The following is a 24242-nucleotide window of genomic DNA, read 5'->3' on the forward strand; positions in this document are numbered from 1 at the left end:
ATTAAAATTTAATATTGCCTATAACAAAATCAGTAGCTTCTTGTATCTCATCCGCCCGATAAAGAGCATGAACAAAACACTGAAATCCATCTGTTTTTCGACGAACAGGCTCTTTCTTTTCGTATATTTTATTTCCATCAGCTTTGATAACAACCAACACATTTTGCGTATACCAACGCATTAGTGGATTATCCTCAAAAATAATTTGTTTATTTGCAAACGCCATTTCAATACGTGGAGCTAACAAACTATGAATTGCTTTTGGGTTTCGTATAACTTCTATTTCAAACCCTTCTGCTACTAATAGTGGTCTTATTGCTTCCATACGGAAGTTATCCGCTATAATTTTTTTAATCCCATATTGTTCTCGCATTTCTACAAACCAATCAACAATGTGTTGAGGATTAATAGTCGGTTCATCAACAACTGTTAGTAATCCTTGCTCTTCCCACTCTTTAATTGGAGCAAATTTTTGTTTCTTGAACTCGCCTGCTTTTTTAGAATATCCGTAATAGATATCAACAAATTCTTTTCGTACGAAGGAATGTGTTTTAAAAATGTATTCCCCATTTTGTCTAAATAAAAGACCACATGCTGCAAAGTCCCGAATACTTGCAAAGTCTAACGCCCCTATGCATTCTTGAGCATATAAATCAGGAAAAGGACGATTTGTAGCAAGAATTTCTGACCATTTTGCAACGGACCGTTCTAAATTTGTAACAGGTAAGTTCATTCGCTTTGTCATGAACTCTTCTCGGTTACTTGGATCGTCCTCTAAATCCTCATACTCTTCTTTTATTGTTTCAAGTAAGCCTTCAGCATACTCACTTAACGGCTGAGATAACATTGGATTCGCCATTTCCCAATTATCGATTTCATCAACTTCTTTTTCATCATTTAATTTACAGATGAAAGGGAACAGCGCATTCGGACGGGCTTCACCCTTTAAAACTTTCATTGCCTTTTCTTTTAATTTATCTAAGAATCCATCTCTTACATATCCATCTGTACCAATGTAAAACTCACGCGGATTTTTCTTTTTTCCCAAACCACTGATGTGAACACGGACATCTTTATTGCTTTCATATTGATGGACTTCATCAAACATTACAGCGCCATCGCGAAGACCATCTTTTGTGTCTCCGTTTGATGCTCTAAACTTCACTACACTTCCAGTCGATTTCGAAATGGTTTGTGTTAATGTTGTTTTAAAAGCTCTTTGTAAAACTTCATTTCTTTTAATACATTTATGAATTTCATCTGGGCTTGTTTTTGCTTGCTCTTCACTGTTTGCAACAACGGAAATGTTATATTCAGGAATTCCATGTAATTCGCTTATTAAAAAGTGAAGAATAACTGTCATTAAACCATTTTTACCGCCGCCGCGGCCAAGCATCCACAAGAATTTTCGATAAAATACACGGCTATTTTTCTTATAAAATAAAAAGACGAATGCTATTAAGAATTTTTGAAATGATTGTAATGGAAAGTACCACTTTTCACCAAAGCGGATACACTTCTCGATCATTTCATCATCAAAATACAAGTCGTCTCTGTTTAAAACGTATTTTTCCAGGTATTCAATTAACAGTTCTCTTTCATTGTTGAACTTTACTTTACCACTTCTATAAAGTTCAATGTATTCATCTACATACTTTTGCCTAATCATACTAAATCACTTGGACTGTAACCCGAATTAGAAGCACCAACTTTAGGAGAAAGTTTTATATCTCTTCCCAAAGCAATTAATGAACTGTTAATTTTATTCCTCTCACTTATAAGAGGGTGGGCTTTAACAAAAACTTGAGAACCGTTTTTTATCGTTACAGACTCGCCTTCTTTATTAATAGTTTTATTTATTTTTCTAAATGCTTTTACAAGATCAATATATCTTTCTACCTTTTCAACTTCGACTAAATCTGTAATATCAATATTATTCATAAGCTGTTCTTTTAACCTCACAATACTAACAGCCATCTACCCACCCCCCCTTACGGGCGTAAAATCGAAAAAAACCTGACAGTTGACCCCCTCCTCCGGTGCCCCTTAGAGCAATTTTTGGTGAAATATTTTAAGGGGGGATTGTTATTGCCGATTCTTTTTTACCATTTTTCATCATGTTGCCATTTATTGATTTTCTTTTTAAATGTTCTACCGTGTTCTTTATTATGACAATTAACGCATACTGTTTCGAGATTATCTTTTTCTAATGCAAGTTCTGGATGATGTTCAAGTTCTTGTATATGATGGACAACGAGTTGAATCTTTTTACGCTTTGCACTCTCACTGTATTCGTTCGTATCTGTTTGAACACAACCATTACGTTTACATTCCTGACACTCATAGTTGTCACGCTTCTTTACCTGTTCACGTATACTCTTCCACTCACCACTGTCATAGAACTTACGCTTCTGTTGTTTGGTTTTGTATTGCGTCACTGTTCTTCATCTTCCAATAACTTATGAATGAACTTACCTATTACACTTTCACCGGCTTCCTTCATTTGATTTATTGTTGAATTACTAACTATCTTATCTACCTCTTTCTCTAATTCTTTTAATGAATCATTATCCTTATCAAGCGCTTCCTCACCTAACCCTTGAATGAATGCGCCAAGAACAATTGCTATCTCAAGTTTAGTTAGTTCCATTACTCATCACCCTCCATTAATTCATATTCTCTTATTCTTACAAGCGCATCCTCAAGAGTACCTAAGATGTTATCTGAGCTATTAATTGTACTTACCTGTCTACTTAACATATCGACCTTATCTTTTAGGTCCTCCACAGTTTGTGATAATACTTTTACCGATTCCCTTAACTCTTGGTTTTCTTTTGCTATATTAGATAGAAATTCGAGTTTCTTTTTTAATTTGATGTTTTGTAACATTGCATCTATTACTAGCACCGCCTTTTTAATTCAAAAATAAAAAGCACTCCATAAGGAATGCTCTCATAGCAATTTACTATAAACTAATTCTAATAGGCATTTCAGGAGTACTTAAATTTTCATAAAATTTTACTAATTCACTTCTACTTAATGCTTTATCCATATTATTTTTGAATATATCAACATCAGTGTATGGAGCTACATCAATGCAATCCATTCCCTCATCATGCGCATACTCCTGAAGTTTTCTAACATAAAAAGTAGCTATCTTTTTGTCTCTCAACGAATCATCAATAACATATAATAATTGTAATGTGATTGATTTATCATTAGTTCCCACTAGTTCTCCAAACCAGTTAGCAGCTTTATGAAAATCCATAGTAAACAATGCTTTATTATTTACTTTATTATAAAGACAAAACTTTACACTCCCATCATTACAATGGTAATTTTGCTCATGTTCATTAATAATTCTATTCCCCTCAAACTGATACTCAATATTCTCTTCTCTTTCTTTAAGAGTTTCCGGCAGCCCCCAATCTCTAACTAATGCTTCCATTTTCTTATTGATTTCCTGACTCAAAATATCTCTCTCCTCTCGTAATATCTATTCTACATAAAACGGAGGATTGCTACAAAATATAAACGTTCATTTACTAATTGATCCACCATAATAAAAAGCATCCACTATGTGAACGCTTCGTGTTATTATATTTAAGCTATATTATATTGATATGTAGGTGAAACTAATTTAAAATAAAGAACCGAAACAAGAGTACGATCTAAGTAAGATTTACACATACAAAGAACATCCTGATAAAATCAGTGGTCGCTGTGATAATTGCGGCAATACCGCATTCAAAAGTTCCGTTAAAAATTTCATCTATTTGAGAGAATGCCGTCAATGCGGTATGAAGAAAAGTATATAGCCCTAATCAGGGCTTTTTTCTTTGTATAATAAAAAGCACTCCAAAAGGAATGCTTTTTATTTAAATTAAAATACATTAGAGAAAAACTTTTTCCTTCTCCAATAATTCTATTCCATTTGTAAATCCTAAATAACCTTTAAGTCGTTCCATTCCCTCTGGATCAGATGCACTAACTGCTACAGATAATAGATTGCCTTTCAACCCAAAACTCCTCACTACGCCAGGATTCTTACGTACAAATTCCTTTACCGAATCCTTTACTTCAGAACCGTTTAATATAGAATCATCAACTTTAAATCTAACTGATACTGTTCTTTCACCGTTCGCTCTTATTAAACCATGTCTATCATATATATCTTGATTATTATTTATTAACGGTGCTAACTTTGACATTTGATTCTGTAGACTATTCATTTGTTCAATTATGTATTGCATAGGTTCTTCGTTTGTAGTAATTTTTTGCATGATTGCCTTTTGTTTTGCAACTCTATATATAGGATTATCTGGTTCTTTATCATCAAGCGCAAAGGGTAACATTTCTCTTAAACCGTTAGATAACTCTATTACACCTGACATATCATTTTCATAAAAAATTGTACGTTCTTCAATAATATCGAAAGGTAGTTTCTTTGTTCCTTTTTGAATAAGTTGAATAACAGGTTTTCTAACCGCATGTCTAATTGCAAGCTCATACATTACATTTGGATTCAAAGTAGTAAGATTAGCTATAGCTAAATCTGATTCTAGGATACATTCAATAACTTGCTGATTTATAGAACCTGGGTTCGCCATCCTATGTGCAACTTTAATATTTTCTCTAGAAAACCCAATTTTTAATAATTCGGGTGTAATTACTGCATCTATTAATCCGTCTGCAGCCCTTCTTATATCAGATTGATCATCACCAATTGGTGTGATAATGAAACAAGTTTTATCTTTATTTGGATTACCCATCACTTATCCTCCATATTGTTTTAACACAATTTTAGCATTCACTTCTAAATTAAAACAATACAAAACTATAATAAAACCATTAAAAGAGCAACCATGCATCAGTTGCCCTTTCGTCACGCTCTTGCCTTCTTAAGATAAATACGGTAAATGAAGTTTTACCATCAATAATAGAAAATACCGCTATCATAAAAAAATAGCGGTGTTTCAAATAGACAAGTCTTGTTCGTGTACTTCATATTTTTTAGTTTGGTTGTGAGGATGTATGCCTCTTTCAATCATTACCATCTGCTGGTTTCGGATTTTATGTACCATCATTACGAACCGTTTAGAAATATAAGAACAACATAGTGAGTTATGTTTTCCGCCACTTCTCACAATACAAATATATCACGTTGATTCAAAAACAACCGGCACATTTACTGCCAAAAAACGGTCACGACTCTGCCATTAAAATGACTGATCCCCTTTTATCCTAGCAATAATATCATCATTTTTATTAACCATTCTTGAAATAATAAACGATGATAGAGAAAATGCATTCATCAATAAGTCCATAGGAATCTCTCTATTCGAACTACTAGCATGTGCTCCAATCTTATTTCTAAATTGTACTATCTCTCCTACGTCCCCTTTCAACATATCTAACTCTAAAAAGGTTACACAGTTCATTACTTTTCTTCTTGCTGTCGCCAATTTTTTTAACTCTCGTACTATGGCGTTACTTATTTCTAAATCTTTGTCCTTTTTTTGATACTCTTCAGCAAAATGTTCCTTTAATAAATGCTTCACAACATTTTCAATTCCATTATTAAAACTTTCTTTGTAATGTTGTGAATATATATATTCACAAATAATCTCTGTCGATTTATACACAACTAAAAATGCTTCTTCATGTAACGTTAGATCCCGTAATCTTAATGCCCTTGCATAATATGCAATACTTCGATGAATTCTTTTCTTTACACCTTCCTCTAAATTGTTCAATTCGTTATAAAAAGTTATTATATTCTTTAAATTTTGGTTAGACACTTCCTCTAATCCAATTGGTATTTCTGATGGTTTCTCTATTTCTCTTAAATATAAATCATTAGATCCCATCATATCAAAATGATATAAGTAAGATAATAAATTTATAAGAGCAATAAGTTCTTTTTTAGCTAGCTCACGATTTACTTCTTCTACATAAAACTCAAGAAATGTACTGCCTTCTGCATCCCAATCATAACGTATCGCCGTTTTACCTAATTGAAAAAATTGTCTTCGTGGTAATTTCAACTTCATGATAACTTCTTGTAGATTCTCAATAATAACCTCTTCGTAAAATACTTTCTTCACTTTTATCTAGCTCCCTCCTCATTACAACTAAAACTATATACACATTATACTATAATAACAAATTACCCATATCTTATATTGTGTGTAACTGACCCTATCGTGAAATCCCTTAGTATCATTGATTTCATTTAACTTTGTCTTTTGAGTTACACAGTACGAAAATTATGAGTAACTGTATAGAGATACCACCAGCATTTTGCAAAATAACCTACGCTAAGCAAAAAAATAAAATAAGCTGCCCATATGGACAGCTTATTTACATAATTATCGTTACCAGAAGTAAAATTCAGTTCGAAAATAGCTAATTTTATCAGTTATTGAATGTCTAAAAAAATCAAACCAACGATATTGTTGAGATCCTTTGGCAATTTCTTGCTGTGATGACTATCATAGTGACTTTTTTCTTCAGCAACAACTATTAGTAGCTAATTACCATAAGGACTTATTTTTGAAATTTGCTATTTTTTAGAAAGTGTGTTAATTTAAGAAAGACCTATTTTTGTTTGGCTTGAGATTAAGAATAAATTTTGTTTTTCGTCTAAGGTATTTGAGCAAGGGTAGTAACATATGTGTGGGTATCCACACTAGGAGGCAACAATTATGGAACAAGGTAAAGTAAAATGGTTTAATGCAGAAAAAGGTTTTGGATTCATCGAGCGTGAAGGTGGAGAAGACGTATTCGTACATTTCTCAGCTATCCAAATCGACGGTTACAAATCTTTAGACGAAGGACAAAGTGTAACGTTTGAAGTAGAACAAGGACAACGTGGCTTACAAGCTACTAATGTTCAAAAAGCTTAATATTAGCTGATGAAAGACTCTCTTGTAGGGTCTTTTTTTTATTTTGTTACAATATTCCGAATACAACTTTTTTAAGGGGATTTGGGGTGCTTAACTTTTAATGAAAAAGAAATAAGCAATAATTAGATTTTAAACCTAGTCATTGCTTTATCCATTGCATCTTGGTTAACACCTATATAACGTAACGTGACCTTCTCTGACGAGTGATTGAATATCTCCATGAGTAATGCTATGTTTTTTGTTTGCATGTACATATGGTACCCGTACGTCTTTCTTAGGGTATGCGTTCCGATTTCATCTAATCCAAACTCTGCCGCTGCTCCACTTAATATCTTATATGCCATGCTACGACCGATTGGACGATTTCTACCTTGTCTACTTTTCAATAGGTACTCATTATCTTCCCTTTCTTCGATAAACCATTTAAGCTCTCTTTTCAGTGCTGCAGTAATTTGTATTCGCTTCTGTTTCCCTGTTTTCTTTTCCCGCATAGATATATGACTACCTTTGACATCTCCTACTTTCAATTTCAAAATGTCCGAGATTCTCAATCCTGTATTAATACCCATAATGAAGAGAATGTAATTACGTAAGCTCTTTTCCTTAAAATACTCTTTTAACTGCTGTATTTGCTCTGGGTCACGTATTGGTTGAACAAAATTCATTATTCATTACCTCCACTTTCTTCTGCCTCATATACTTCTAATCTAAGAGCAAAAGCTAATTTATAAAAAGCATTAGATTTATTCCGTCTATACGTACGCTCACTCATACCAATTTCGTTATAAATCATGTAATCAAAGACTTCTTCATCTTCTAAATATCGTTTTACAATAATATCCCTTTGGTTTTTACTAAAACGACTTAAGGCCTTATCAATTTGAAAAGATAAACGTTGTAGTTTCACTTCTCTTTCACTCATAGCAACATTTGCTAAAGCAATATCTTCAGCTGGCTTCCCTACTATATTTGTTGGACCGTGATATCTTACCTCGCTAGATGCTGTAACCTTCATCTCATGTCTAATCATCCCAAATTGTCTATAAATACGAACATTTTCAAGAATCTCTTCTAAACGAGTCTGCGTTGCTTTGCGATCAATTTTAGGTAAGAAAGTTAATTGCGTCATATATAAAAACACCCCTTATATATTTTGTTAATAAAAACATAAAAGCGGACACCAAACTACAGAGCAATATCACTAATGCTCTTATAGTTCGATGTCCGCCGGTTCTTCCAGTAGGACTAAATGTGTAATTTGGATTATTATATCATTTTCTCATATTTTAGTAACCTTTTATTAGAAAAGGATTATTTTGTTGAGTTTTATTAAATAAACCAGTCTCTTAATACATCTAAGAGACTGAAAAAATTCACACTAGTGGCCCTTTATATGGAATACGTGGCATATTAATGAAGTCATACGTCACAATATCTTCTATATTTGCCAGATAGGCATGTAAGCTTTCAATTAACATAAGATTAGGTATACTTTCTTTTTCTTTTATCAAAATAATAGGCTTTTGGAATGCATATGCGTAACCAAGTTCAAAAGCCGTGCCACTATCTACACATCCATTCACAAAATCATGAATTGCCACTACTACATCCGCTCTTCTTAAATATTTTAAATCGTTATGAAAAACTACAGTTCTCCACTCCATAGATCCAAAAGTTAAATGTTCATGTTGATAAAATCTAGCTGAAAAAATATCTGCAACAAAAGGATTGTTACCAAGCGCATTTTCTAGTCTCTTTATCCTGTTAAGTTGTTCATCATTAAAAAATGGACCTGCTATAAATACCCTAACTACCCTGTTATTCTTTTTTTTCATACCACCTATACCTCCTTTCTCCCTTATAAACTTTAAATATTCCGTGTATTACATAGATATTATCGTTTATTTAAAAATTATGAATATCTATTCCTTGAATAAAACTCAATATTCCGTCAATAATGTAGACACATGGTTATCTTTCTCCGATTTCCTTATTTGAGCAGTTAGCTTTTGCTAGCTGCTCTTTTATTTTCTGCAATTGGTTACACTTACCTGATGTTTTTAACGTAATATTAAGTTACGATATAAAAGAATAAAATATATTTGGCTGTTATACCATTACCCTAGGAAACTAGGGTTTTTTATTTCCACAAAATGAAATTTTTATTTAGTTTTCTTTTTTGTATAATAGTTTCAATTTTGTTCATATTATGAGTTGTAACTTGTAGTTACAACTCATAATATGTATGTTTAGTAAATTCCTCAGTGCATTACAATGAAGCGGTTAGCTTTTGCTAGCTGCTCTTTTGTATTTAGTTAAAAATAAGTTTTAGGTCTTATTCCGTTTATACATCATATACTTTTAACCTAAACATCCAGCTCAAAGTGTTACCTCCTATCTTAAAGAGCACTTATGCATGGTGCTCTTTTTTATTTTCTTTCATTTCCGCATAACATTTTCAAACCTGTTCATACTATTTTTGTAACTTAAAGTTACAAACTATTTCTGTAAGCGCAGCGTTTCTTTTGTACAACAAGCAGTTAGTTTTATTAACTAGCTGCTTTGTTGTGCAAAAGAAAGATTTGCACATGTATTAAGAACATACATAAAATATCATGTGGTATTCTTTTTCAATTTTAGTTTTGGTCATGGAGCGCCTTAAAAAGCGCTCTTTATATTTGCAAATAACCATTTCGTTCAAACATACACACGATTTATATAAACTAAGCATATATTTACATAGACAAGACATAGCTTTTACTTTACATGCACAATTTTTGTGCATGTTTTTTATATAACAAAATAACTATTTTGTTATATTCCTTGCACTTTTAAATGAGACAAGCATATGTTGTAGTATAGTGTTTCATCACTTATTTACACTTCCTTTTTTCAAGAGTACATATTCGATATGTACTCTTTTTGCATCACTATAAAATAACGCTTTTATTTATTTTTTAATACGCTTTCCCCAAAAAAACATGTACTACCCCATCGCCATCAAGTTAAAATTTTATAGATTCCCCAGAACGAAAATTTTAACTTTCTTGTAACACCGAAGCTCTGTTATCGTTTTTGGAATACTTCATAACCTTAGCTTGATAGACAAAGGGCGAGACCCCTAATTTAGTAATTTACGTAGTACGTGCCGTAACCAAATCTATTAATCTAACATATTGTATAAAAGTAACTTTAAACCTATAAAAAGTTGCTAAGGAGGTTAATATAAAATGGCATCATTTGAAATTGGAGCAAGATCTCTTTTCAATTTTCGAAACCAACGTTTTTTCTTATTAGTTGAAGATGAAATTACAATTCCAGATAAAGGTGTAGAAATTGATCCAGTTAATATCTATGAAATTGACGAGCAAACTTTCAATTTTATCAGAGATGAAGGAGATACACCTGTAATTGTACCAGTTGATACACTTCCAACTGTACCGCCTGGATTTAAATTAGAACGAAAATGTATTTTCACAGTCGATAACTCATACTTTGTAATATACGATTTAGAAGATGGAACTGATAACAACGTCCTATTAAGAATCAGTGCAGCATTATTTAATTCATTAAGAAATTCTGGTGTTCGTGAATGTTTCCCTCAAATTTTCATTTAAGAACTTAAATTAATTAGACCTCAAATGGAATACTCTTTGAACAATTTAACCCCTCGTAGTTTTCTATAAAGGATTAAATTGTTATGTAAAAAGTTTTTTTAATTATTAGTAGTTTTTAGCGGTTGGGCAGGTACAATTGCTAGTTCAAGTCGAGCCACCTATTTTGGTTAGCTTGATGGGTATGATGTACTACCCACAAGGCGTTTTGCTAGTGTTCCTAATCTAGTAAAACGCCTTTTTACGAATTACATTCCCTATCTCTCTTTCTTAATAAAATTCAAATTTGATTATAATAACTGTGTTTTCCGCTCTTCCATCCGAATTACTTTTCCACTTTGATATACAAATGATTGTTCACCAAATCCACTTTGAGGTGGTTCTATTAGCTGAACCCGACCATTTTTAACGATATATATTCCGTTTATTTTCAAATCTATTTCAGCTGTCATTTCAACAATATTTTCTTTTCTAATTCCCACCAAGATCACTCCCATATGTTATAATTACTTTGTCGAAGTAAGTTGAGAGTAATCTCATCTTTTTTTATTTGTCTATAGATATTGCACAACATTCTCCGGAGCAAATGATTGTTCCAGTGATAGATGGAGCCGAATTGGAATCGGCTTTTTTTCATCCCTTGCTTGCTTACACATTTTTTCTGCCTCTTCCCATACAAATTGTTTATCCTCCACTCGCTTATAACGCCAAATCCCAATTGTGTAATCTTCAAACAACTCATAACGTTCATCAGGCGCTGTCGTTGGTTTTAATTCATCAATCGCCTTGGCCTGACGTGGTATTTGTACAACCACATCTGCATACCGTAATCTTGAATTCAAACGGTGAATATGAGCTTTCTGAGGATCAAATGATACAACTGGTTCCACATCAAAAATTGTTAATTGTTTTGGCATTGTTTTGTCCCTCCAATACCTGCAAGCTTGCAATTAAAATTCCTTCAAGCTGCGTTAACGTTAATTGATCTAATGTTTGTCCGTTAATTTCAGCTAATCCTAAACCCAATAATTTACGAATGATTATTAGTTTTCTACGTTCTACTTCCTGACGTAACAACATGATTAAGCCTCCTGCTGATGATTGGACTTTCTCTCTAAATTTACAAACTTACTAAATTCTTTAATGAATGCTAGTTCAACAACACCAACTGGACCGTTCCTTTGTTTCGCTAAAATAATTTCTGTTATGTTTTTATTTTCTGTCTCGCGGTCATAATAATCTTCACGATATAAGAATGCTATTAAATCCGCATCTTGCTCAATTTGACCATTCTCACGTAAATCTGATAACAATGGTCTCTTATCTTGTCTACTTTCTACAGCACGACTTAACTGTGATAATGCAACTACACATACATTTAGCTCTCTTGCCATCAGTTTTAACTTACGACTAATCTCACCGATTTCTTGCATGCGGTTCCCTCTATGCTTTGGATCCCCTACAATAAGCTGCAAGTAATCAATTGCAATTAACACCTTTTTATCAGGGTACTTACGCTTTAATTTCCTAGCCTTTGCATAAATCTCTTGCATCGTTACATTTGCTTTATCGTAAATTTCTAATGGCAAATCATTAATCAATCCCATCGCTTGACTAATCTTTTCCCAATCCTTTAAATTACATAGCTTCTTAGGATTCTTTAATTTCGTAGCATCAATATTTCCAGTACTTGAAATCATCCTCTTAAGTAGCTGTTCCTCCCCCATCTCGAGCGAGAAGATTCCTGTTGCTGTATGAGCACTTGCCGCATGAAAAGCAACGTTTAACACAAATGCTGTTTTCCCCATTGAAGGTCGGGCCCCAATAATAATTAAATCGCCTTCTTGTAACCCTGCTGTCATTCTGTTCAGGTCGTCATAGCCAGTTGGTATACCGGTTAAATCTCCTACATCAATTTGCATGTTCTTATACAAATCAACAAGCGTATCCTTCAAGTTAAATTCATCCGAGTAACCCGTTTCTTCAATGGCGCTTAATTCATCAATTGATGTACTAATAGCACTCATATCCCTATCTTGCTGAAGGCGGTTATATAAGTTACCAGCAACCTCTTGAGCATGTCTCATCTTCCAAGTCTCAATCACTAAACCTTCGTGGTACGAGAAGTTCTTAGTTGTTGTTACAACTTCTGTCAGGTTTACAAAGAATTCGATTCCGCCAATTTGATGCATAAAGCTTTCATCAAATTTTCCAATGAGAGCAACAAGATCTATCGGAACCTCAGCATCCTCTAATTCTCTCATTGCTTTGAAAATTACTTGGTGTGTTGGTAAAGAAAAGTGTTTTACCTTTAGTTGACAATCTTTAATTAGATCGCCTTCTTGAATTATGCTACCTAAAACACTTTGTTCAGCTTCAACATTGCGAATCATATCGTTACTCATTTGGCCAACCACGCATTCTGTTGGTTAAGTACTGCAAGTTCTTCTTCTGTTGGAATGTTCTGCTCCCATGTTTGTTGCTGCTGTATTACGTTTTTAGTAGATTCCGATAAGCCTTTTTGTTGATAAGGTGTTTGTGTCTGTTGCTGAGCTTTCGTTAATCGCTGAGCACGAAATGCTTTATCAGCTGCCTCAACATCAGTTACTGTTTTAAAGCCTTTAAGATGCCAATCTCTTAAAATCGTATTTACGTAAGACATGTTTCTCGTATTCTTCTCTAAAGCAATCTCCATAGCCTTAATAACTAACTCTGCATTTAAATCATCTATCCAAGCATAAATACCATCTGCGATAAAAGGTGTAATGAATCCGAAGTTTTGCTCGTAAAAAGAAATTGGATTAACCTCAACAACTTCTTCCGCGCCTGCGCGTTCTTCTTGTTGTTGTTCTTTTTCTTCTTCTTTTTCTTTTTCTTCTTCCTTGCTAGGGTCTTGAAAGCCCCTTATAAGCCCCTCCAAACGGACTGATAAATACTCCTTAATACGAGGGATTTTAAAATCTTGTTCTCGTTCTAATTGCAAGCAAGTTTCATAGAAATCAACTAAAAAATCCTGGTCCTTCACAGATTGAATCTCTTTTAAAACACACTTTTCAATGTTTACATTTTTAATTGGATTGAATTTCAACCAGTTGATTAAGAACAGCTCTTTTGTTTTTTGGTTGTAATTAATCTTTCCGTACTCAGCAAAACGTTCTAATAGCTTCATAACAGTTTCACGATTATATCCTGTATCAGTTTCAATGATACGAAGTGGAAGCTCATAGATTCCTGATTGAGACGTCTTACTGTTTGTCATCAAATATAAGTAGAAATACTTCTCCTCCGGTGTAAGATCTAAAACAAATGAATCCTGCCAAAATGAAACATGTACTGGTCTATAAACTGCCATATTATTCATCCTCCCGTTTACATATCGCGAATCCGTCCTCTACACGTAATAAGCGATAATTCTTGTATCCTATTTTGAGATATTGTTTTACTAAGTAAATTAGGTGTTGCTCTGATGTTGCTTGTTGAAACACTTTAGGGTTCAGCAACACTCTATGTAACGATTTGTCTAAAAGCATGTAGCACACTCCGTTGTTATACGAATGCTAATTTGATATAATTAATCCTAAGATCTTTGCAAGACCATTTTTCTATCACTCTGCCAAGTGATAGAATTTTTTTATTTTCTACGTGTTACTAACGAAGCGTTAACTCCTCTTGCTCTTAAATCTTTAATCACTACACGATAACTCATTGATGCCTCATGTTCCTCTTTCGTATCACGAAGCATTTTAAATTCCCTTATACATCGCTCCAGCTCTTCTTCCCAGTGATTTGATTCTTCGGTTGATTCTGCATTAAACATGTTATGAATACATTCACTCATACAGTTACGAAGTTTATTAGCGAATGAGAAATCTCCTGGAAGAACTAGATCATGAAGATAATTGTTTTTATTATTCATAAATTACATCTCCTTTCTAATTAAATTAATGCTGTACGCATCGTTACAACCAGAAAGGAGTTTTGTAGGTAAGGGAGGAACAATCCCTTTCTGGTCATAACGACAAGCACAGTGCTTGTCTAGTTAATAAAAATATCTAAAAACCTATTATTTTGGTATAATCTTCCTTGAAAGGAAGGTGATAAAATGGATAAGTTAGAAAAAATTATTGACGTTCTTAAAGAGTTAAGGGAATCTTCTTTAGCAATCGATTCTGAATCAGATTTAAAATCAACAATGCAAAAGTACAGTATGCTTTTCTTAGGCGGCAGTTTTAATAAAATAACTTCTATGGAACTTCGCCACTGTCTACTGACTATCTTTGAATACGAGATTTCGGAAGAAGAGTTTCTTAAATTAATACCAGTTGCTTGCAAATCTCTACGCATGGAAGTTGAACCATTATCGCGTTTGGAAGAACCTGGACAACTAGTTGGATATTACATTCAACTTTTTAAATAATCTCTCATGGCTAGGGTCTTCAATTGGCTCTAGCCCTATTAACGTTCTAGATTCGTTTAAAGATATTCTCCCTTATATAAATAAATTGTTTATTAATTCATTTCTCCTAGCCTGACAATCTATTTCAGGAGCCTTCTTTTTCGTTTCCATCATCTACACCTCATTTCTTCTTTTATGGATGCTGTACGCATCGTTACAACCAGAAAGAAACATTGTAGGGTATAAGGAGGAATAATCCCTTTCTGGTCATAACGACAAGCACAGTGGCTTGTCCAAATGATTTATATAATGTTATAATTGCTTTACGATATTTTTCAGAGCTACTGTTGTCTAGGCGGTAGCTTTTTTATTTACCCATTTATGTTTCAAAATAAATGACGCTTCGATAATCTTGATTCGAATCCCCAACAATTTCTTCTCTTGCTTTAATTCAACTACTTTTGAATCTTCATTAAGTAATTCTGCTATTTTAATTTCACCAGTTAGTCTTGCATCATAACGAATTAATTCCTTATATTCTCTTAAACTAGGTTTCTTATAATCTACTGTCATTTTCCTTCCTCCCTCAAAGCACCTTTGTTAAATTCATTAAGCTATCGACCGATTGAATAATAACGTTCTCCGCCATCGCCTTTTGCAACCAACTTCTTTGTATTTGATCCATAATGCCAAAATGAACTTGTTCAAGAGCTTGTACTACACATTGAGTAGCCTGGATTGTATCGAAGATTTCTTTTGCATGAACTGCGTATTCATGTTTCTTTTTTTCATCATGCTTCTATGATCTTGTTGTAACTTGTAAGTTCATGATTTCCTTTGCTGCTGCAATCCCCTCTTCAGCTTGCTTAATGTAGTTCATCAATTGTAAATTCACATCTTGAGTTAAACGTGGATCTGTAGGCGGTAACCCAACACCATAAATATGTTTGATCGCTTGTTGATTCAACTTTGCTCCTGTTGCATGGCACCAATCCATCGCAAGTTCAAATTCTGGTTTAGAAAGTCCAGATTCAATACGAGTTAATCGTTCATGTGTAATACCAAGGTACTTAGATAGCCCTTTCTTCGTTTTCAGCTGAACATTGTCACAACATTCTCTAGCATTCTGTAATAATTCCCCTATCGCTGAATTGCAGTATATGCTTGTTCCCATATCTGTTCGCCTCCATATTTAGTTTTCAAATGGTTACAATGAACTTAGTACATATGTAACTTGTCTACTTTTCGTATAAAAAGAGAGGAACTATTCCTCAACGTTTGCTTTTACTTGTATCTCTTTGATGATGGCCCAACCAGCCTTGTAATATGCTTGACGGATTTTATCAATATCCTTTTGCGATTTTGGCTCAGGAGCCACAACATGGACTTTCGTTTTTCCAAATTCATAAGTCGCCGCATATTCTTCTTGTTGGCTCATGGTGTCACCTCTTGAAGTGCTTTTTATATGTTTATGCGACGGTTCTGTTGGTACTGCCATGTTAGTTGATGGCATTTTTCCACCTACTTTCCACCTTAAAGTATAAGATTCTTGTACTCTTGTACCTCAAATTAAATCCTTTATATCACGACCAAGAATAGTTGCTAATCTGATAGCCTTTTCAAGATTTGGATTACTATAACCATTTTCCCAATTACTTATTGTAGATTTTGTAACTTGCATTCTATTTGCAAGATCTTGTTGGGTTAACTTACTTTTTTTCCTAGCTCTAATTAATTTGATATTTTTGATCACTGTCTCGCTCCTTGTATAAGTATTTTGTACTTTTATTATAAGTATAAGATTCTTGTACGTCAATACATTTGTACAATTATCTTGTACAAAGTTTTACAATCAATCTATATAAGGTACAATATCTTTGTACTTTTTATTAACGGGAGGTGCTAAAAATGTTGAGACAAAGACTAAAAGAAACGCGTAAAACGCGTAAACTCACTCAGCAAGAATTAGCCGATAAAGTAAATACCACTAAAGGCACCATTAGTAACTATGAGAATGGTCATAGCACTCCCTCAAACGAAATGCTAAAAGATTTAGCGAATGTTTTAGGAGTAACAACAGATTATTTATTAGGAAGAGAAGATGAATCAAGAGTGTCTAATGCACTTCCTGATTTAAACAAAAAAGATACTCGTGATATCGCTCGTGACTTAGAGAAGACTTTAAAAGACTTAGAAAATAGCGAAGATGCTTTAATGTTTGACGGAGAACCAATAGACGAACACACAAAAGAAATGATTCGTATTTCTCTAGAAAACTCTATGCGCATGGCAAAACAATTAGCAAAACAAAAATTCACTCCAAACAAGTATAAAAAAGATTGAACGGAGCGAGAAATGAAAATTAAAGACTACGTAATGAAAATCGTAAAAAAACACGGCACAACAAACCCCTTTGAAATTGCTAAACGAAAAGATATTATAGTGTTGTTTGAAGACCTAGGGAATACTCTTGGTTTTTACAACACCTATAAACGCTTTAAATTCATTCATATTAATAATAGGATTGACGAAACTACACAACGCTTTGTGTGTGCCCATGAACTAGGACATGCCCTATTACACCCAAAAGCTAATACTCCATTTTTAAGAAATAAAACCTTTTTTTCTGTAGATCGATTAGAGATCCAAGCAAATACATTTGCAGTCGAACTCTTATTACCGGATGAAATGATTTCTGAATATCAAGATACAAATCTATCAATTCAAGAAATAGCTGAAATCTATGGAATTCCAGAAAGTTTTGCTCGTTTAAAAAGCCATTAATATGAATTTAAAATACAACTTTATAAGTTAGGAGCTACATAAATGAAAATATTTTTCTCATTTCTATTTGCAATAGCAATGCTAGCCACTTTAATTTTATTAATTACATCATTGGTATTTCGTTTAAAAAAGAAACCAAACACTAAGAAATATTTTAAGTTTACAGGTATAGCTTTTATTTTATCTATTATTTCATTAATTGTAGTTAATATGAACATGACACCACAAGAAAAACAAGAAATTCTCGCTAAACAAAAAGCTGAAGAAAAACAAAAAAACGAAGAGAAACAAAAAGCTAAAGAGCAAAAAGAAGCTGAAGAAAAGCTAAAAGCCGAGGAAAAACAAAAGGAAAAAGAGAAAAAAGAGGCTGAAGAAAAACAAAAAGAATTTACTTCCTATGCCCAAAACATTAGAGGTGGCAATTTTATTAAGGATATGAAACTTAATAATAAAGAAGCTGAAATTACATTCCATGATTCATTTGCATCTTATAAATCAGCAAAATCAGATAGCAACGTCACAGAGGAACTATATAAACAATATTTTTCAACTGGAGATGCTATTGAGAAAATGTTTGTAAGTGAACCTGCGAGATTACTAAGACAATTTCCAGATTTGAATACTGTAAAAATGACTCTTCCATTTGAAGGAAAAACATACAATATCAACTTGGATAGAAAATCATTAAATTCACACTTAGGCTTTAAAATTGAAGATTTAAAAGTTGAAGACAAGTCTTGGGTCAAAAAGTTTAACGATCCATACGTTTATAATAAGGCAAAACGTAAGGCGTTCTTCACAAAATTTGTTGTTGTTCAATAATTATTAACATAAAACTATTATGAAAGTAGGGATAACAGTTGCTCGTTTTGATTGATAGTTTTTTTAAATCTCCACCAGGATTTGTTGCACTTGTCAGTGGTTTGATTACCCTAACTGGTTTTATAGTTAATCGTTCCATTCAAGTATTCGTTACCGATGAAATAAATAAACTTTTTTTAAGTAAGATTCAACAAGCAAACCTGAAATTATGGAATTTTTTAACAGTTTCAATATATATCACTTTCTTATTTGTTGGAAATGGATTATTTTTTAATTATTCATTTAATAAAGTTGATATTTCTAAACCAGGAATTTTCCAACAGTTCCTATTTTGTTCAATTATAATTTTTTTCATTTCACTTTTAATTGTATTTTTTAGTCCGTCGATTGCGAAAAAATTCAAAACATTTACTCGTATAGTTATATGGTTAATTACGTGCAACTTGATATTGGGATTGATAGTTTATTCCTTTGCATTTAACGAAATTACATATAGTAAAATTAACCTTAATAACCTTTCTATAGTAGTACTCTTACCTTTAATACTTGTTTCCTTGTATGCTTCTACTCTTTCTAAAATTAATGCTCAAAAGTCACCAATCAAATATCTTATAAAGCCCATGAGTGAAGACAAAATGAAAATTGAAAAGTTAATCCATGGACATATAATTGATGAAAAAAGAACTGTTTGTTTCCCTAAAGATTCTACAGACAAAGATATATTCTATTTATGCGACTTTTCTACTAAGATTTATCTAAAATATGAAAAAGAAAAAGAGCTTGAACAAGAAAATGAACATGAGGATAATAAATTTGCAATCTCAGCAACTAATAAAGAAATAAATCGAAAAATTTATAGAAAAAGAATATAAATAACTTATTAAGCTCCTTCCTGGAGCTTTTCTTATATTTTTAATTAGCTTTACTTCTTCTATTTCTCCACTTCTCGTATAATCACTAATAATAAGGAGGCTTAAATATGAAAACCGCAATCTATCTAAGAAAATCCCGCGCCGATCTCGAAGCCGAAGCACGCGGCGAAGGCGAAACATTAGCAAAGCACCGGACTACCCTGCTGAAAATTGCCAAGGAAATGAACTTAAATGTTTTAGCTGTTCGTGAGGAAATCGTTTCTGGTGAGAGTTTAGTTAAACGACCTGAAATGTTAGCGTTACTTGAAGAAATTGAAGATAATAAATATGATGTTGTTCTTTGTATGGATATGGACCGTTTAGGTCGTGGTGGTATGAAAGAGCAAGGGATCATTTTAGAGACGTTTAAACGCTCGAATACGAAGATTATGACACCTAGGAAGACTTATGACCTTAATGATGAGTGGGATGAAGAATACAGCGAATTTGAAGCGTTTATGGCTCGTAAGGAGTTAAAGATTATTACACGACGTATGCAACGAGGTCGTGTCGCCAGTGTAGAGGCTGGGAATTACCTTGGTACACATGCACCATTCGGTTATGATATATACCGTTTAAATAAGCGAGAACGTACTTTAACGATTAATTCAGAAGAAGCTTCTATTGTAAGGATGATATTTGATTGGTATGCAAATGAGGATATGGGCGCTAACGCAATCCGAAGCAAGTTAAATGATCTTGGATACAAAAGTAAGCTAGGTAATGATTGGAATCCTTATAGCATCTTGGATATATTAAAAAACAATGTGTACATCGGAAAAGTAACGTGGCAAAAACGAAAAGAAGTAAAACGTCCTGATGCTGTGAAACGTAGCTGTGCAAGACAAGATAAATCAGATTGGATTATTGCTGATGGCAAACATGAACCTATCATACCCGAAAGCTTATTTGAGCAAGTACAAGAAAAATTAAACTCAAGATATCACATTCCTTACAATACGAACGGAATAAAGAATCCATTGGCTGGTATTATTAAATGCGCTAAATGTGGTTACAGTATGGTACAACGTTATCCGAAGAATCGAAAAGAAACGATGGATTGTAAACACCGTGGCTGTGAAAACAAATCAAGTTATACTGAATTAATTGAGAAGCGTTTACTCGAGGCATTAAAAGAATGGTACATCAATTATAAAGCTGATTTTGAAAAACATAAGCAAGATGACAAATTAAAAGAAACACAAGTTATTCAAATGAATGAAGCTGCATTACGCAAGCTTGAAAAAGAATTAGTGGATGTCCAAAAACAAAAAAATAATTTACATGATTTATTAGAACGCGGCGTTTATACTGTCGATATATTTTTAGAGCGATCGAATGTAATTTCTGATCGCATTACTGAAATTACTTCCACAATGGAAAACTTAAAGAAAGAAATTAAAACAGAAATTAAGAAGGAAAAAGTCAAGAAAGATACAATACCTCAAGTGGAGCATGTTCTTGATCTGTACTTTAAAACAGATGATCCCAAAAAGAAAAACAGCCTCCTAAAGTCGGTTTTAGAAAAGGCTGTTTATAAAAAGGAAAAGTGGCAAAGGCTCGATGATTTCGAACTTGTGCTTTACCCTAAGCTCCCTCAAGATGGCGACATATAAGCGTTTATGCTTTGTCGTCACCTTGTTGGTGTAATTAGATTTACTCCATTAAGCCCTAGAGCATCATTCGTCGAAACAGCCAATACGACAGGCTTGCCATTTCTTAACGTCGCTTTCGCTGCCATTAATACTGGAGAGTCTGTCATTGCATTTGCAAATTTACTCATAGAATTCCCTGTTAGTGGTGCAATTACCATACAATCTAGTGGAATTTTAGGTCCTAGTGGTTCTGCACCAACGATTGAATTAATTGCTTTAAAACCTGTTATTTCTTCAATCTTCTTAATCCACTCTGCTCCTTCTCCAAATCTAGTATTTGTTGATTGAACAGTGTATGAAACAACAGGACGTACTTCTGCTCCTTCAGCAATTAATTTTTCTAAGTGCGGCATAACTTCCTCATACGTACAATGTGAACCTGTAAATCCGAAACCAATTCGTTTCCCCTTCAAACTCATTTCTTTTCCTCCTCCTTTGCGATTGCATCTGCTGCTAATAACTGAGAAAGAACATTTGCTAAAATTTGCCCAGCCGTTTTTGGGGCAACAATACCTGGTAATCCAGGTGCTAGCAATGCTTTGACTCCTCTTTTTTCCGCATATCTAAAGTCGGTACCGCCTGGTTTAGAAGCTAAATCAATCACTAACGTATGAGCTGGCATTTTTGCAATAACATTCGCTGTTACAACGAGGTGCGGAATCGTATTAATTACAATATCGATATTTCCTACTTCTTTCTCTATGTCTTGCATATGAAAAGGAGAAAACATCATTTCTGTAATACGTGCAATATGTTCAGATCGTCTTGCTCCAACTTTGACATGGGCTCCTAATGATTGAAATGCTCTCGCAACACTCATTCCTGTTCTACCAAATCCTAGAACCATTACATTGGACCCATGAATTGTATAGTCGGTATGTTGAATTACCATCATTAATGTACCTTCTACCGTTGGAATAGAATTGTATATTGCTACATCATCACGATCAAATAATTTAACAAGTTTTCGGTTCGTAGTAGATACGAGATTTTCCAAGTAAGGTGTACCAATACCTGAATATATAGTAAAGTGTTCTGGTGTATTTTCAATTTGTTCTTTCGTTATTGAAACTTTTTCATTTGAAAAAATAGTATCTACTTCTCCTTTGGCATTTGTACCGGCAACCGGCAAAATAATTGCGTCTACAGAAGTGAAATCTAAATTTTGTATACTTTCTTTTGCTGCCCCTGTGAAACCATGATCTAACTGATCAAAACCTATCAAAGAAAGTTTCGCATCCAATTCAACTAGCTTACGAATTACTTCTAGCTGCCTTGCATCTCCTCCTATGACAGCAATATGCATCTCAGTCAACATTCCCTAATTCACCTTCTTTTTCTGTCATTTATAAGAAAAGTGCCTACTTTTTCTTTTTCCTCCACATCATATGTAATGTACGAGTTTATGGTGATTGAAAATCCAAATGCACATATGATTTATCAGGTTTCTATGTAGATACAAAAAAAGATGACCAAAATGGCCATCCTTCACTCCGAATTTGAACGATCTATACTATCACAAAGAAGCATATCGTGTCCGACTTTCTTTATTTGACTCCATGCCACTCTTACTTCTTGTGGTTCCTTTTTAAAACCTCCCCACTTCCCTACAGGTATTATAAGTGTTTGTATTTGTCCGTCTTTCTCATTAATCTCTAAATCCATATAACCTAAGGCTCCCATTTTTTCCGCTTTTTCTATATCTACAACCTCTTTACCGCTTAATTCACTTAATCGCATACTCACTCCACTCCCCTACTAAATTTTTCATTTGCATTGTCTATAATTAGTACCTATTCTATATTTATAAAAAAAATAACCTTCTCTCATTTAAAAAGAGAGAAGGTTATTTTCAGATACATCGTAAAAGTTGATTATAGTTTTATTCCTTTTGGAAGTTTTCCATCTGGACTAATTAATGCTGCAGAGAATTCATCTGTAAACATGTTACGAATTAACCCATCTACATTTTCTTTTGTTACAGTGTTTACACTTTCGATAATCTCATCAAGTGAACGATGCTTACGAAGTAGCAATTCATTTTTACCATTACGGCTCATACGACTATTCGTACTTTCTAAACTTAACATTAAGTTTCCTTTTAATTGCTCTTTACTATTAATAAGCTCTTTTTCTGTAATACCTGTATTTTTCAATGTTTCTAATGTTTCTTGCATTGTTTCATACAGTGTATCTAATTGTTGACTACCTGTTCCACCATACAGTGTTAACATACCTGTATCTTCATAAGAAGAATGGTAAGAAAATACTGAGTAAGCTAACCCACGTTGCTCACGTACTTCTTGGAATAAACGGCTACTCATACTACCGCCTAAAACGTTATTTAATACAATTAAGTTATAAATATCTTCGTGTCCCATTTGTAAGCCTTTATATCCTAAACATAAATGAGCTTGTTCTGTTTCCTTTTTACGTGCTACTTTGTTAAAATGGAAAATTGGACTATGTACTTGTTCACGGTTTGTTGTTCCTTCATAACTACCGAAATATTGCTCTACCGTTTGTAAGAAGGCTTCATCAATATTTCCTGCAACTGAAACAACTACATTTTCAGGTGTATAATGATCCTTAATATATTGGCGTAGCGTATCACCTGTAAACGTATCAAGTGTTTCTTCTGTTCCTAAAATAGGATATCCAAGCGGATGCGTTTCATATGTTGCTTTCGTTAACATATCATGCACAATATCGTCTGGAGCATCTTCGTACATTTTAATTTCTTCACATACGACATTCTTCTCTTTTTTCAATTCTTCTTCATCAAATGTTGAATTAAAGAACATGTCAGCTAATACATCTAAAGCATATTTAGCATGTTCATCTAGCACTTTTGCATAGTAACAAGTGTACTCTTTTGAAGTAAAAGCATTCACTTGCCCACCAATACTATCAAATGATTCTGCAATTTCGCGTGCACTACGTGTTTCTGTCCCTTTAAAGAACATATGCTCTAAAAAGTGAGAAATCCCGTTATTTTTTTCATTTTCATTTCTTGATCCCGCATGGATCCAAATACCAATCGCAACCGATCTTACAGTTGGTATATTCTCCATAACTATTCTTACACCATTTTTACAAGTATATTTTTTAATCAAAAACTTTCCTCCTACTGCCAGTTTCTCTAAATAAGT

At 33.4% G+C, this 24242-nt stretch carries 32 protein-coding genes and 2 pseudogenes; 9 read left to right on the plus strand and 25 right to left on the minus strand.

Annotated elements, in window-relative coordinates:
• Window position 1 precedes the first annotated feature (1 nt).
• From N2V80_RS18860 to N2V80_RS18885, 6 genes are all read right to left on the minus strand, one after another.
• A complete protein-coding gene (locus N2V80_RS18860) occupies window positions 2-1669 on the minus strand; it encodes a terminase TerL endonuclease subunit (protein WP_061654372.1) in 1668 nt (555 codons plus the stop codon).
• Window positions 1666-1977, minus strand: a complete 312-nt coding sequence (locus N2V80_RS18865; RefSeq protein ID WP_061654374.1) for a P27 family phage terminase small subunit — start codon at window positions 1975-1977, stop codon at window positions 1666-1668. The genes N2V80_RS18860 and N2V80_RS18865 overlap by 4 nt, the downstream gene beginning before the upstream one ends.
• A 125-nt stretch (window positions 1978-2102) precedes the next feature.
• The gene (locus N2V80_RS18870; protein WP_061654376.1) at window positions 2103-2438 is read right to left on the minus strand and encodes an HNH endonuclease; all 336 of its coding nucleotides are present in this window, start codon (window positions 2436-2438) and stop codon (window positions 2103-2105) included.
• Entirely contained in the window at window positions 2435-2650 is a 216-nt protein-coding gene (locus N2V80_RS18875; protein ID WP_061654378.1) for a hypothetical protein, read from the minus strand. Before N2V80_RS18875 ends, N2V80_RS18870 begins: the two co-directional genes overlap by 4 nt.
• Window positions 2650-2907 carry a hypothetical protein gene (locus N2V80_RS18880; protein ID WP_340980374.1) on the minus strand — a complete coding sequence of 86 codons (258 nt, stop codon included), beginning with the start codon at window positions 2905-2907 and terminating at the stop codon, window positions 2650-2652. The genes N2V80_RS18875 and N2V80_RS18880 overlap by 1 nt, the downstream gene beginning before the upstream one ends.
• 58 nt (window positions 2908-2965) lie before the next feature.
• Complete coding sequence (locus N2V80_RS18885; protein ID WP_061654380.1) at window positions 2966-3472, minus strand: hypothetical protein; 507 nt, start codon at window positions 3470-3472, stop codon at window positions 2966-2968.
• 208 nt (window positions 3473-3680) lie between these two features.
• On the opposite strand from N2V80_RS18885, the gene N2V80_RS30560 reads away from it, so the two are divergent.
• The gene (locus N2V80_RS30560) at window positions 3681-3818 is read left to right on the plus strand and encodes a hypothetical protein (protein WP_423739584.1); all 138 of its coding nucleotides are present in this window, start codon (window positions 3681-3683) and stop codon (window positions 3816-3818) included.
• Between the two features lie 75 nt (window positions 3819-3893).
• Here the strand turns inward: N2V80_RS30560 and N2V80_RS18890 are convergent, their stop codons facing one another.
• Together N2V80_RS18890 and N2V80_RS18895 are read right to left on the minus strand one after the other, a co-directional pair.
• Window positions 3894-4772, minus strand: coding sequence for a hypothetical protein (locus N2V80_RS18890; protein ID WP_061654382.1), 879 nt, complete (start codon window positions 4770-4772; stop codon window positions 3894-3896).
• Window positions 4773-5219: 447 nt separating this feature from the next.
• Window positions 5220-6107 (minus strand): hypothetical protein, encoded by an 888-nt coding sequence (locus tag N2V80_RS18895; protein ID WP_061654384.1) that lies wholly within the window; start codon window positions 6105-6107, stop codon window positions 5220-5222.
• Between the two features lie 600 nt (window positions 6108-6707).
• Here N2V80_RS18895 and N2V80_RS18900 point away from each other — a divergent pair.
• Window positions 6708-6908, plus strand: a complete 201-nt coding sequence (locus N2V80_RS18900) for a cold-shock protein (RefSeq protein WP_000434821.1) — start codon at window positions 6708-6710, stop codon at window positions 6906-6908.
• Between the two features lie 122 nt (window positions 6909-7030).
• Here N2V80_RS18900 and N2V80_RS18905 read toward each other — a convergent pair whose 3' ends face one another.
• The 3 genes from N2V80_RS18905 to N2V80_RS18915 all read right to left on the minus strand — a co-directional run bounded on the left by N2V80_RS18905 (window position 7031) and on the right by N2V80_RS18915 (window position 8743).
• Window positions 7031-7573: a site-specific integrase gene (locus tag N2V80_RS18905; RefSeq protein ID WP_044795331.1), complete on the minus strand. Its 543-nt coding sequence runs from the start codon at window positions 7571-7573 to the stop codon at window positions 7031-7033.
• Window positions 7573-8037 carry an ArpU family phage packaging/lysis transcriptional regulator gene (locus N2V80_RS18910; RefSeq protein ID WP_000192853.1) on the minus strand — a complete coding sequence of 155 codons (465 nt, stop codon included), beginning with the start codon at window positions 8035-8037 and terminating at the stop codon, window positions 7573-7575. Before N2V80_RS18910 ends, N2V80_RS18905 begins: the two co-directional genes overlap by 1 nt.
• A gap of 244 nt (window positions 8038-8281) precedes the next feature.
• Window positions 8282-8743 carry a nucleoside 2-deoxyribosyltransferase gene (locus N2V80_RS18915; RefSeq protein ID WP_061654386.1) on the minus strand — a complete coding sequence of 154 codons (462 nt, stop codon included), beginning with the start codon at window positions 8741-8743 and terminating at the stop codon, window positions 8282-8284.
• Between the two features lie 1395 nt (window positions 8744-10138).
• On the opposite strand from N2V80_RS18915, the gene N2V80_RS18920 reads away from it, so the two are divergent.
• Window positions 10139-10525, plus strand: coding sequence for a hypothetical protein (locus N2V80_RS18920; RefSeq protein WP_000135754.1), 387 nt, complete (start codon window positions 10139-10141; stop codon window positions 10523-10525).
• Between the two features lie 287 nt (window positions 10526-10812).
• Here N2V80_RS18920 and N2V80_RS18925 read toward each other — a convergent pair whose 3' ends face one another.
• The 6 genes from N2V80_RS18925 to N2V80_RS18950 form a co-directional block, all read right to left on the minus strand.
• Window positions 10813-11004, minus strand: coding sequence for a DUF3954 domain-containing protein (locus N2V80_RS18925; protein WP_000512843.1), 192 nt, complete (start codon window positions 11002-11004; stop codon window positions 10813-10815).
• Between the two features lie 72 nt (window positions 11005-11076).
• Window positions 11077-11439: a hypothetical protein gene (locus N2V80_RS18930; RefSeq protein WP_061654388.1), complete on the minus strand. Its 363-nt coding sequence runs from the start codon at window positions 11437-11439 to the stop codon at window positions 11077-11079.
• Window positions 11414-11602, minus strand: a complete 189-nt coding sequence (locus tag N2V80_RS18935; RefSeq protein ID WP_061654390.1) for a hypothetical protein — start codon at window positions 11600-11602, stop codon at window positions 11414-11416. Before N2V80_RS18935 ends, N2V80_RS18930 begins: the two co-directional genes overlap by 26 nt.
• A 2-nt stretch (window positions 11603-11604) precedes the next feature.
• On the minus strand, window positions 11605-12927 hold the full coding sequence (gene dnaB / locus N2V80_RS18940; protein ID WP_061654392.1) for a replicative DNA helicase: 1323 nt from the start codon (window positions 12925-12927) through the stop codon (window positions 11605-11607).
• Window positions 12924-13874: a DnaD domain-containing protein gene (locus N2V80_RS18945; RefSeq protein ID WP_061654394.1), complete on the minus strand. Its 951-nt coding sequence runs from the start codon at window positions 13872-13874 to the stop codon at window positions 12924-12926. The genes dnaB and N2V80_RS18945 overlap by 4 nt, the downstream gene beginning before the upstream one ends.
• A 279-nt stretch (window positions 13875-14153) precedes the next feature.
• A complete protein-coding gene (locus N2V80_RS18950) occupies window positions 14154-14438 on the minus strand; it encodes a hypothetical protein (protein WP_061654395.1) in 285 nt (94 codons plus the stop codon).
• 186 nt (window positions 14439-14624) lie between these two features.
• On the opposite strand from N2V80_RS18950, the gene N2V80_RS18955 reads away from it, so the two are divergent.
• Entirely contained in the window at window positions 14625-14939 is a 315-nt protein-coding gene (locus N2V80_RS18955; protein ID WP_061654397.1) for a hypothetical protein, read from the plus strand.
• A gap of 330 nt (window positions 14940-15269) precedes the next feature.
• Here N2V80_RS18955 and N2V80_RS18960 read toward each other — a convergent pair whose 3' ends face one another.
• The 4 genes and pseudogenes from N2V80_RS18960 to N2V80_RS18975 all read right to left on the minus strand — a co-directional run bounded on the left by N2V80_RS18960 (window position 15270) and on the right by N2V80_RS18975 (window position 16671).
• A complete protein-coding gene (locus N2V80_RS18960; RefSeq protein WP_061654399.1) occupies window positions 15270-15491 on the minus strand; it encodes a hypothetical protein in 222 nt (73 codons plus the stop codon).
• A 13-nt stretch (window positions 15492-15504) separates the two neighbouring features.
• Window positions 15505-16092, minus strand: a pseudogene (locus N2V80_RS18965) (sporulation sigma factor-processing peptidase).
• Window positions 16093-16182: 90 nt separating this feature from the next.
• A complete protein-coding gene (locus N2V80_RS18970; protein ID WP_001141266.1) occupies window positions 16183-16431 on the minus strand; it encodes a hypothetical protein in 249 nt (82 codons plus the stop codon).
• A gap of 51 nt (window positions 16432-16482) precedes the next feature.
• Entirely contained in the window at window positions 16483-16671 is a 189-nt protein-coding gene (locus N2V80_RS18975; protein WP_061654401.1) for a helix-turn-helix transcriptional regulator, read from the minus strand.
• Window positions 16672-16826: 155 nt separating this feature from the next.
• Between N2V80_RS18975 and N2V80_RS18980 the strand changes: the two genes are divergently transcribed.
• The 5 genes from N2V80_RS18980 (at window position 16827) to N2V80_RS19000 (ending at window position 21051) form a co-directional block, all read left to right on the plus strand.
• Complete coding sequence (locus N2V80_RS18980; protein WP_061654403.1) at window positions 16827-17261, plus strand: helix-turn-helix domain-containing protein; 435 nt, start codon at window positions 16827-16829, stop codon at window positions 17259-17261.
• A 12-nt stretch (window positions 17262-17273) separates the two neighbouring features.
• A complete protein-coding gene (locus N2V80_RS18985; RefSeq protein ID WP_061654405.1) occupies window positions 17274-17702 on the plus strand; it encodes an ImmA/IrrE family metallo-endopeptidase in 429 nt (142 codons plus the stop codon).
• Window positions 17703-17744: 42 nt separating this feature from the next.
• Entirely contained in the window at window positions 17745-18524 is a 780-nt protein-coding gene (locus N2V80_RS18990) for a hypothetical protein (RefSeq protein ID WP_061654406.1), read from the plus strand.
• Window positions 18525-18571: 47 nt separating this feature from the next.
• Window positions 18572-19396 carry a hypothetical protein gene (locus tag N2V80_RS18995; protein ID WP_340980387.1) on the plus strand — a complete coding sequence of 275 codons (825 nt, stop codon included), beginning with the start codon at window positions 18572-18574 and terminating at the stop codon, window positions 19394-19396.
• A gap of 107 nt (window positions 19397-19503) precedes the next feature.
• Window positions 19504-21051 carry a recombinase family protein gene (locus N2V80_RS19000; protein WP_061654409.1) on the plus strand — a complete coding sequence of 516 codons (1548 nt, stop codon included), beginning with the start codon at window positions 19504-19506 and terminating at the stop codon, window positions 21049-21051.
• Window positions 21052-21083: 32 nt separating this feature from the next.
• Here N2V80_RS19000 and dpaB read toward each other — a convergent pair.
• The 4 genes and pseudogenes from dpaB to N2V80_RS19020 all read right to left on the minus strand — a co-directional run.
• A pseudogene (dpaB, locus tag N2V80_RS19005) lies at window positions 21084-21509 on the minus strand (dipicolinate synthase subunit B); the annotation flags it as partial.
• On the minus strand, window positions 21506-22408 hold the full coding sequence (gene dpaA / locus N2V80_RS19010; protein ID WP_000954735.1) for a dipicolinic acid synthetase subunit A: 903 nt from the start codon (window positions 22406-22408) through the stop codon (window positions 21506-21508). The pseudogene dpaB and the gene dpaA, both read right to left, overlap by 4 nt.
• A gap of 170 nt (window positions 22409-22578) precedes the next feature.
• The gene (locus N2V80_RS19015) at window positions 22579-22830 is read right to left on the minus strand and encodes a YlmC/YmxH family sporulation protein (RefSeq protein ID WP_001239756.1); all 252 of its coding nucleotides are present in this window, start codon (window positions 22828-22830) and stop codon (window positions 22579-22581) included.
• Between the two features lie 134 nt (window positions 22831-22964).
• A complete protein-coding gene (locus tag N2V80_RS19020) occupies window positions 22965-24206 on the minus strand; it encodes a M16 family metallopeptidase (protein ID WP_000592989.1) in 1242 nt (413 codons plus the stop codon).
• Window positions 24207-24242 lie beyond the last annotated feature (36 nt).

Source organism: Bacillus sp. FSL W8-0640, from assembly GCF_038007725.1.
GTDB lineage: Bacteria > Bacillota > Bacilli > Bacillales > Bacillaceae_G > Bacillus_A > Bacillus_A cereus.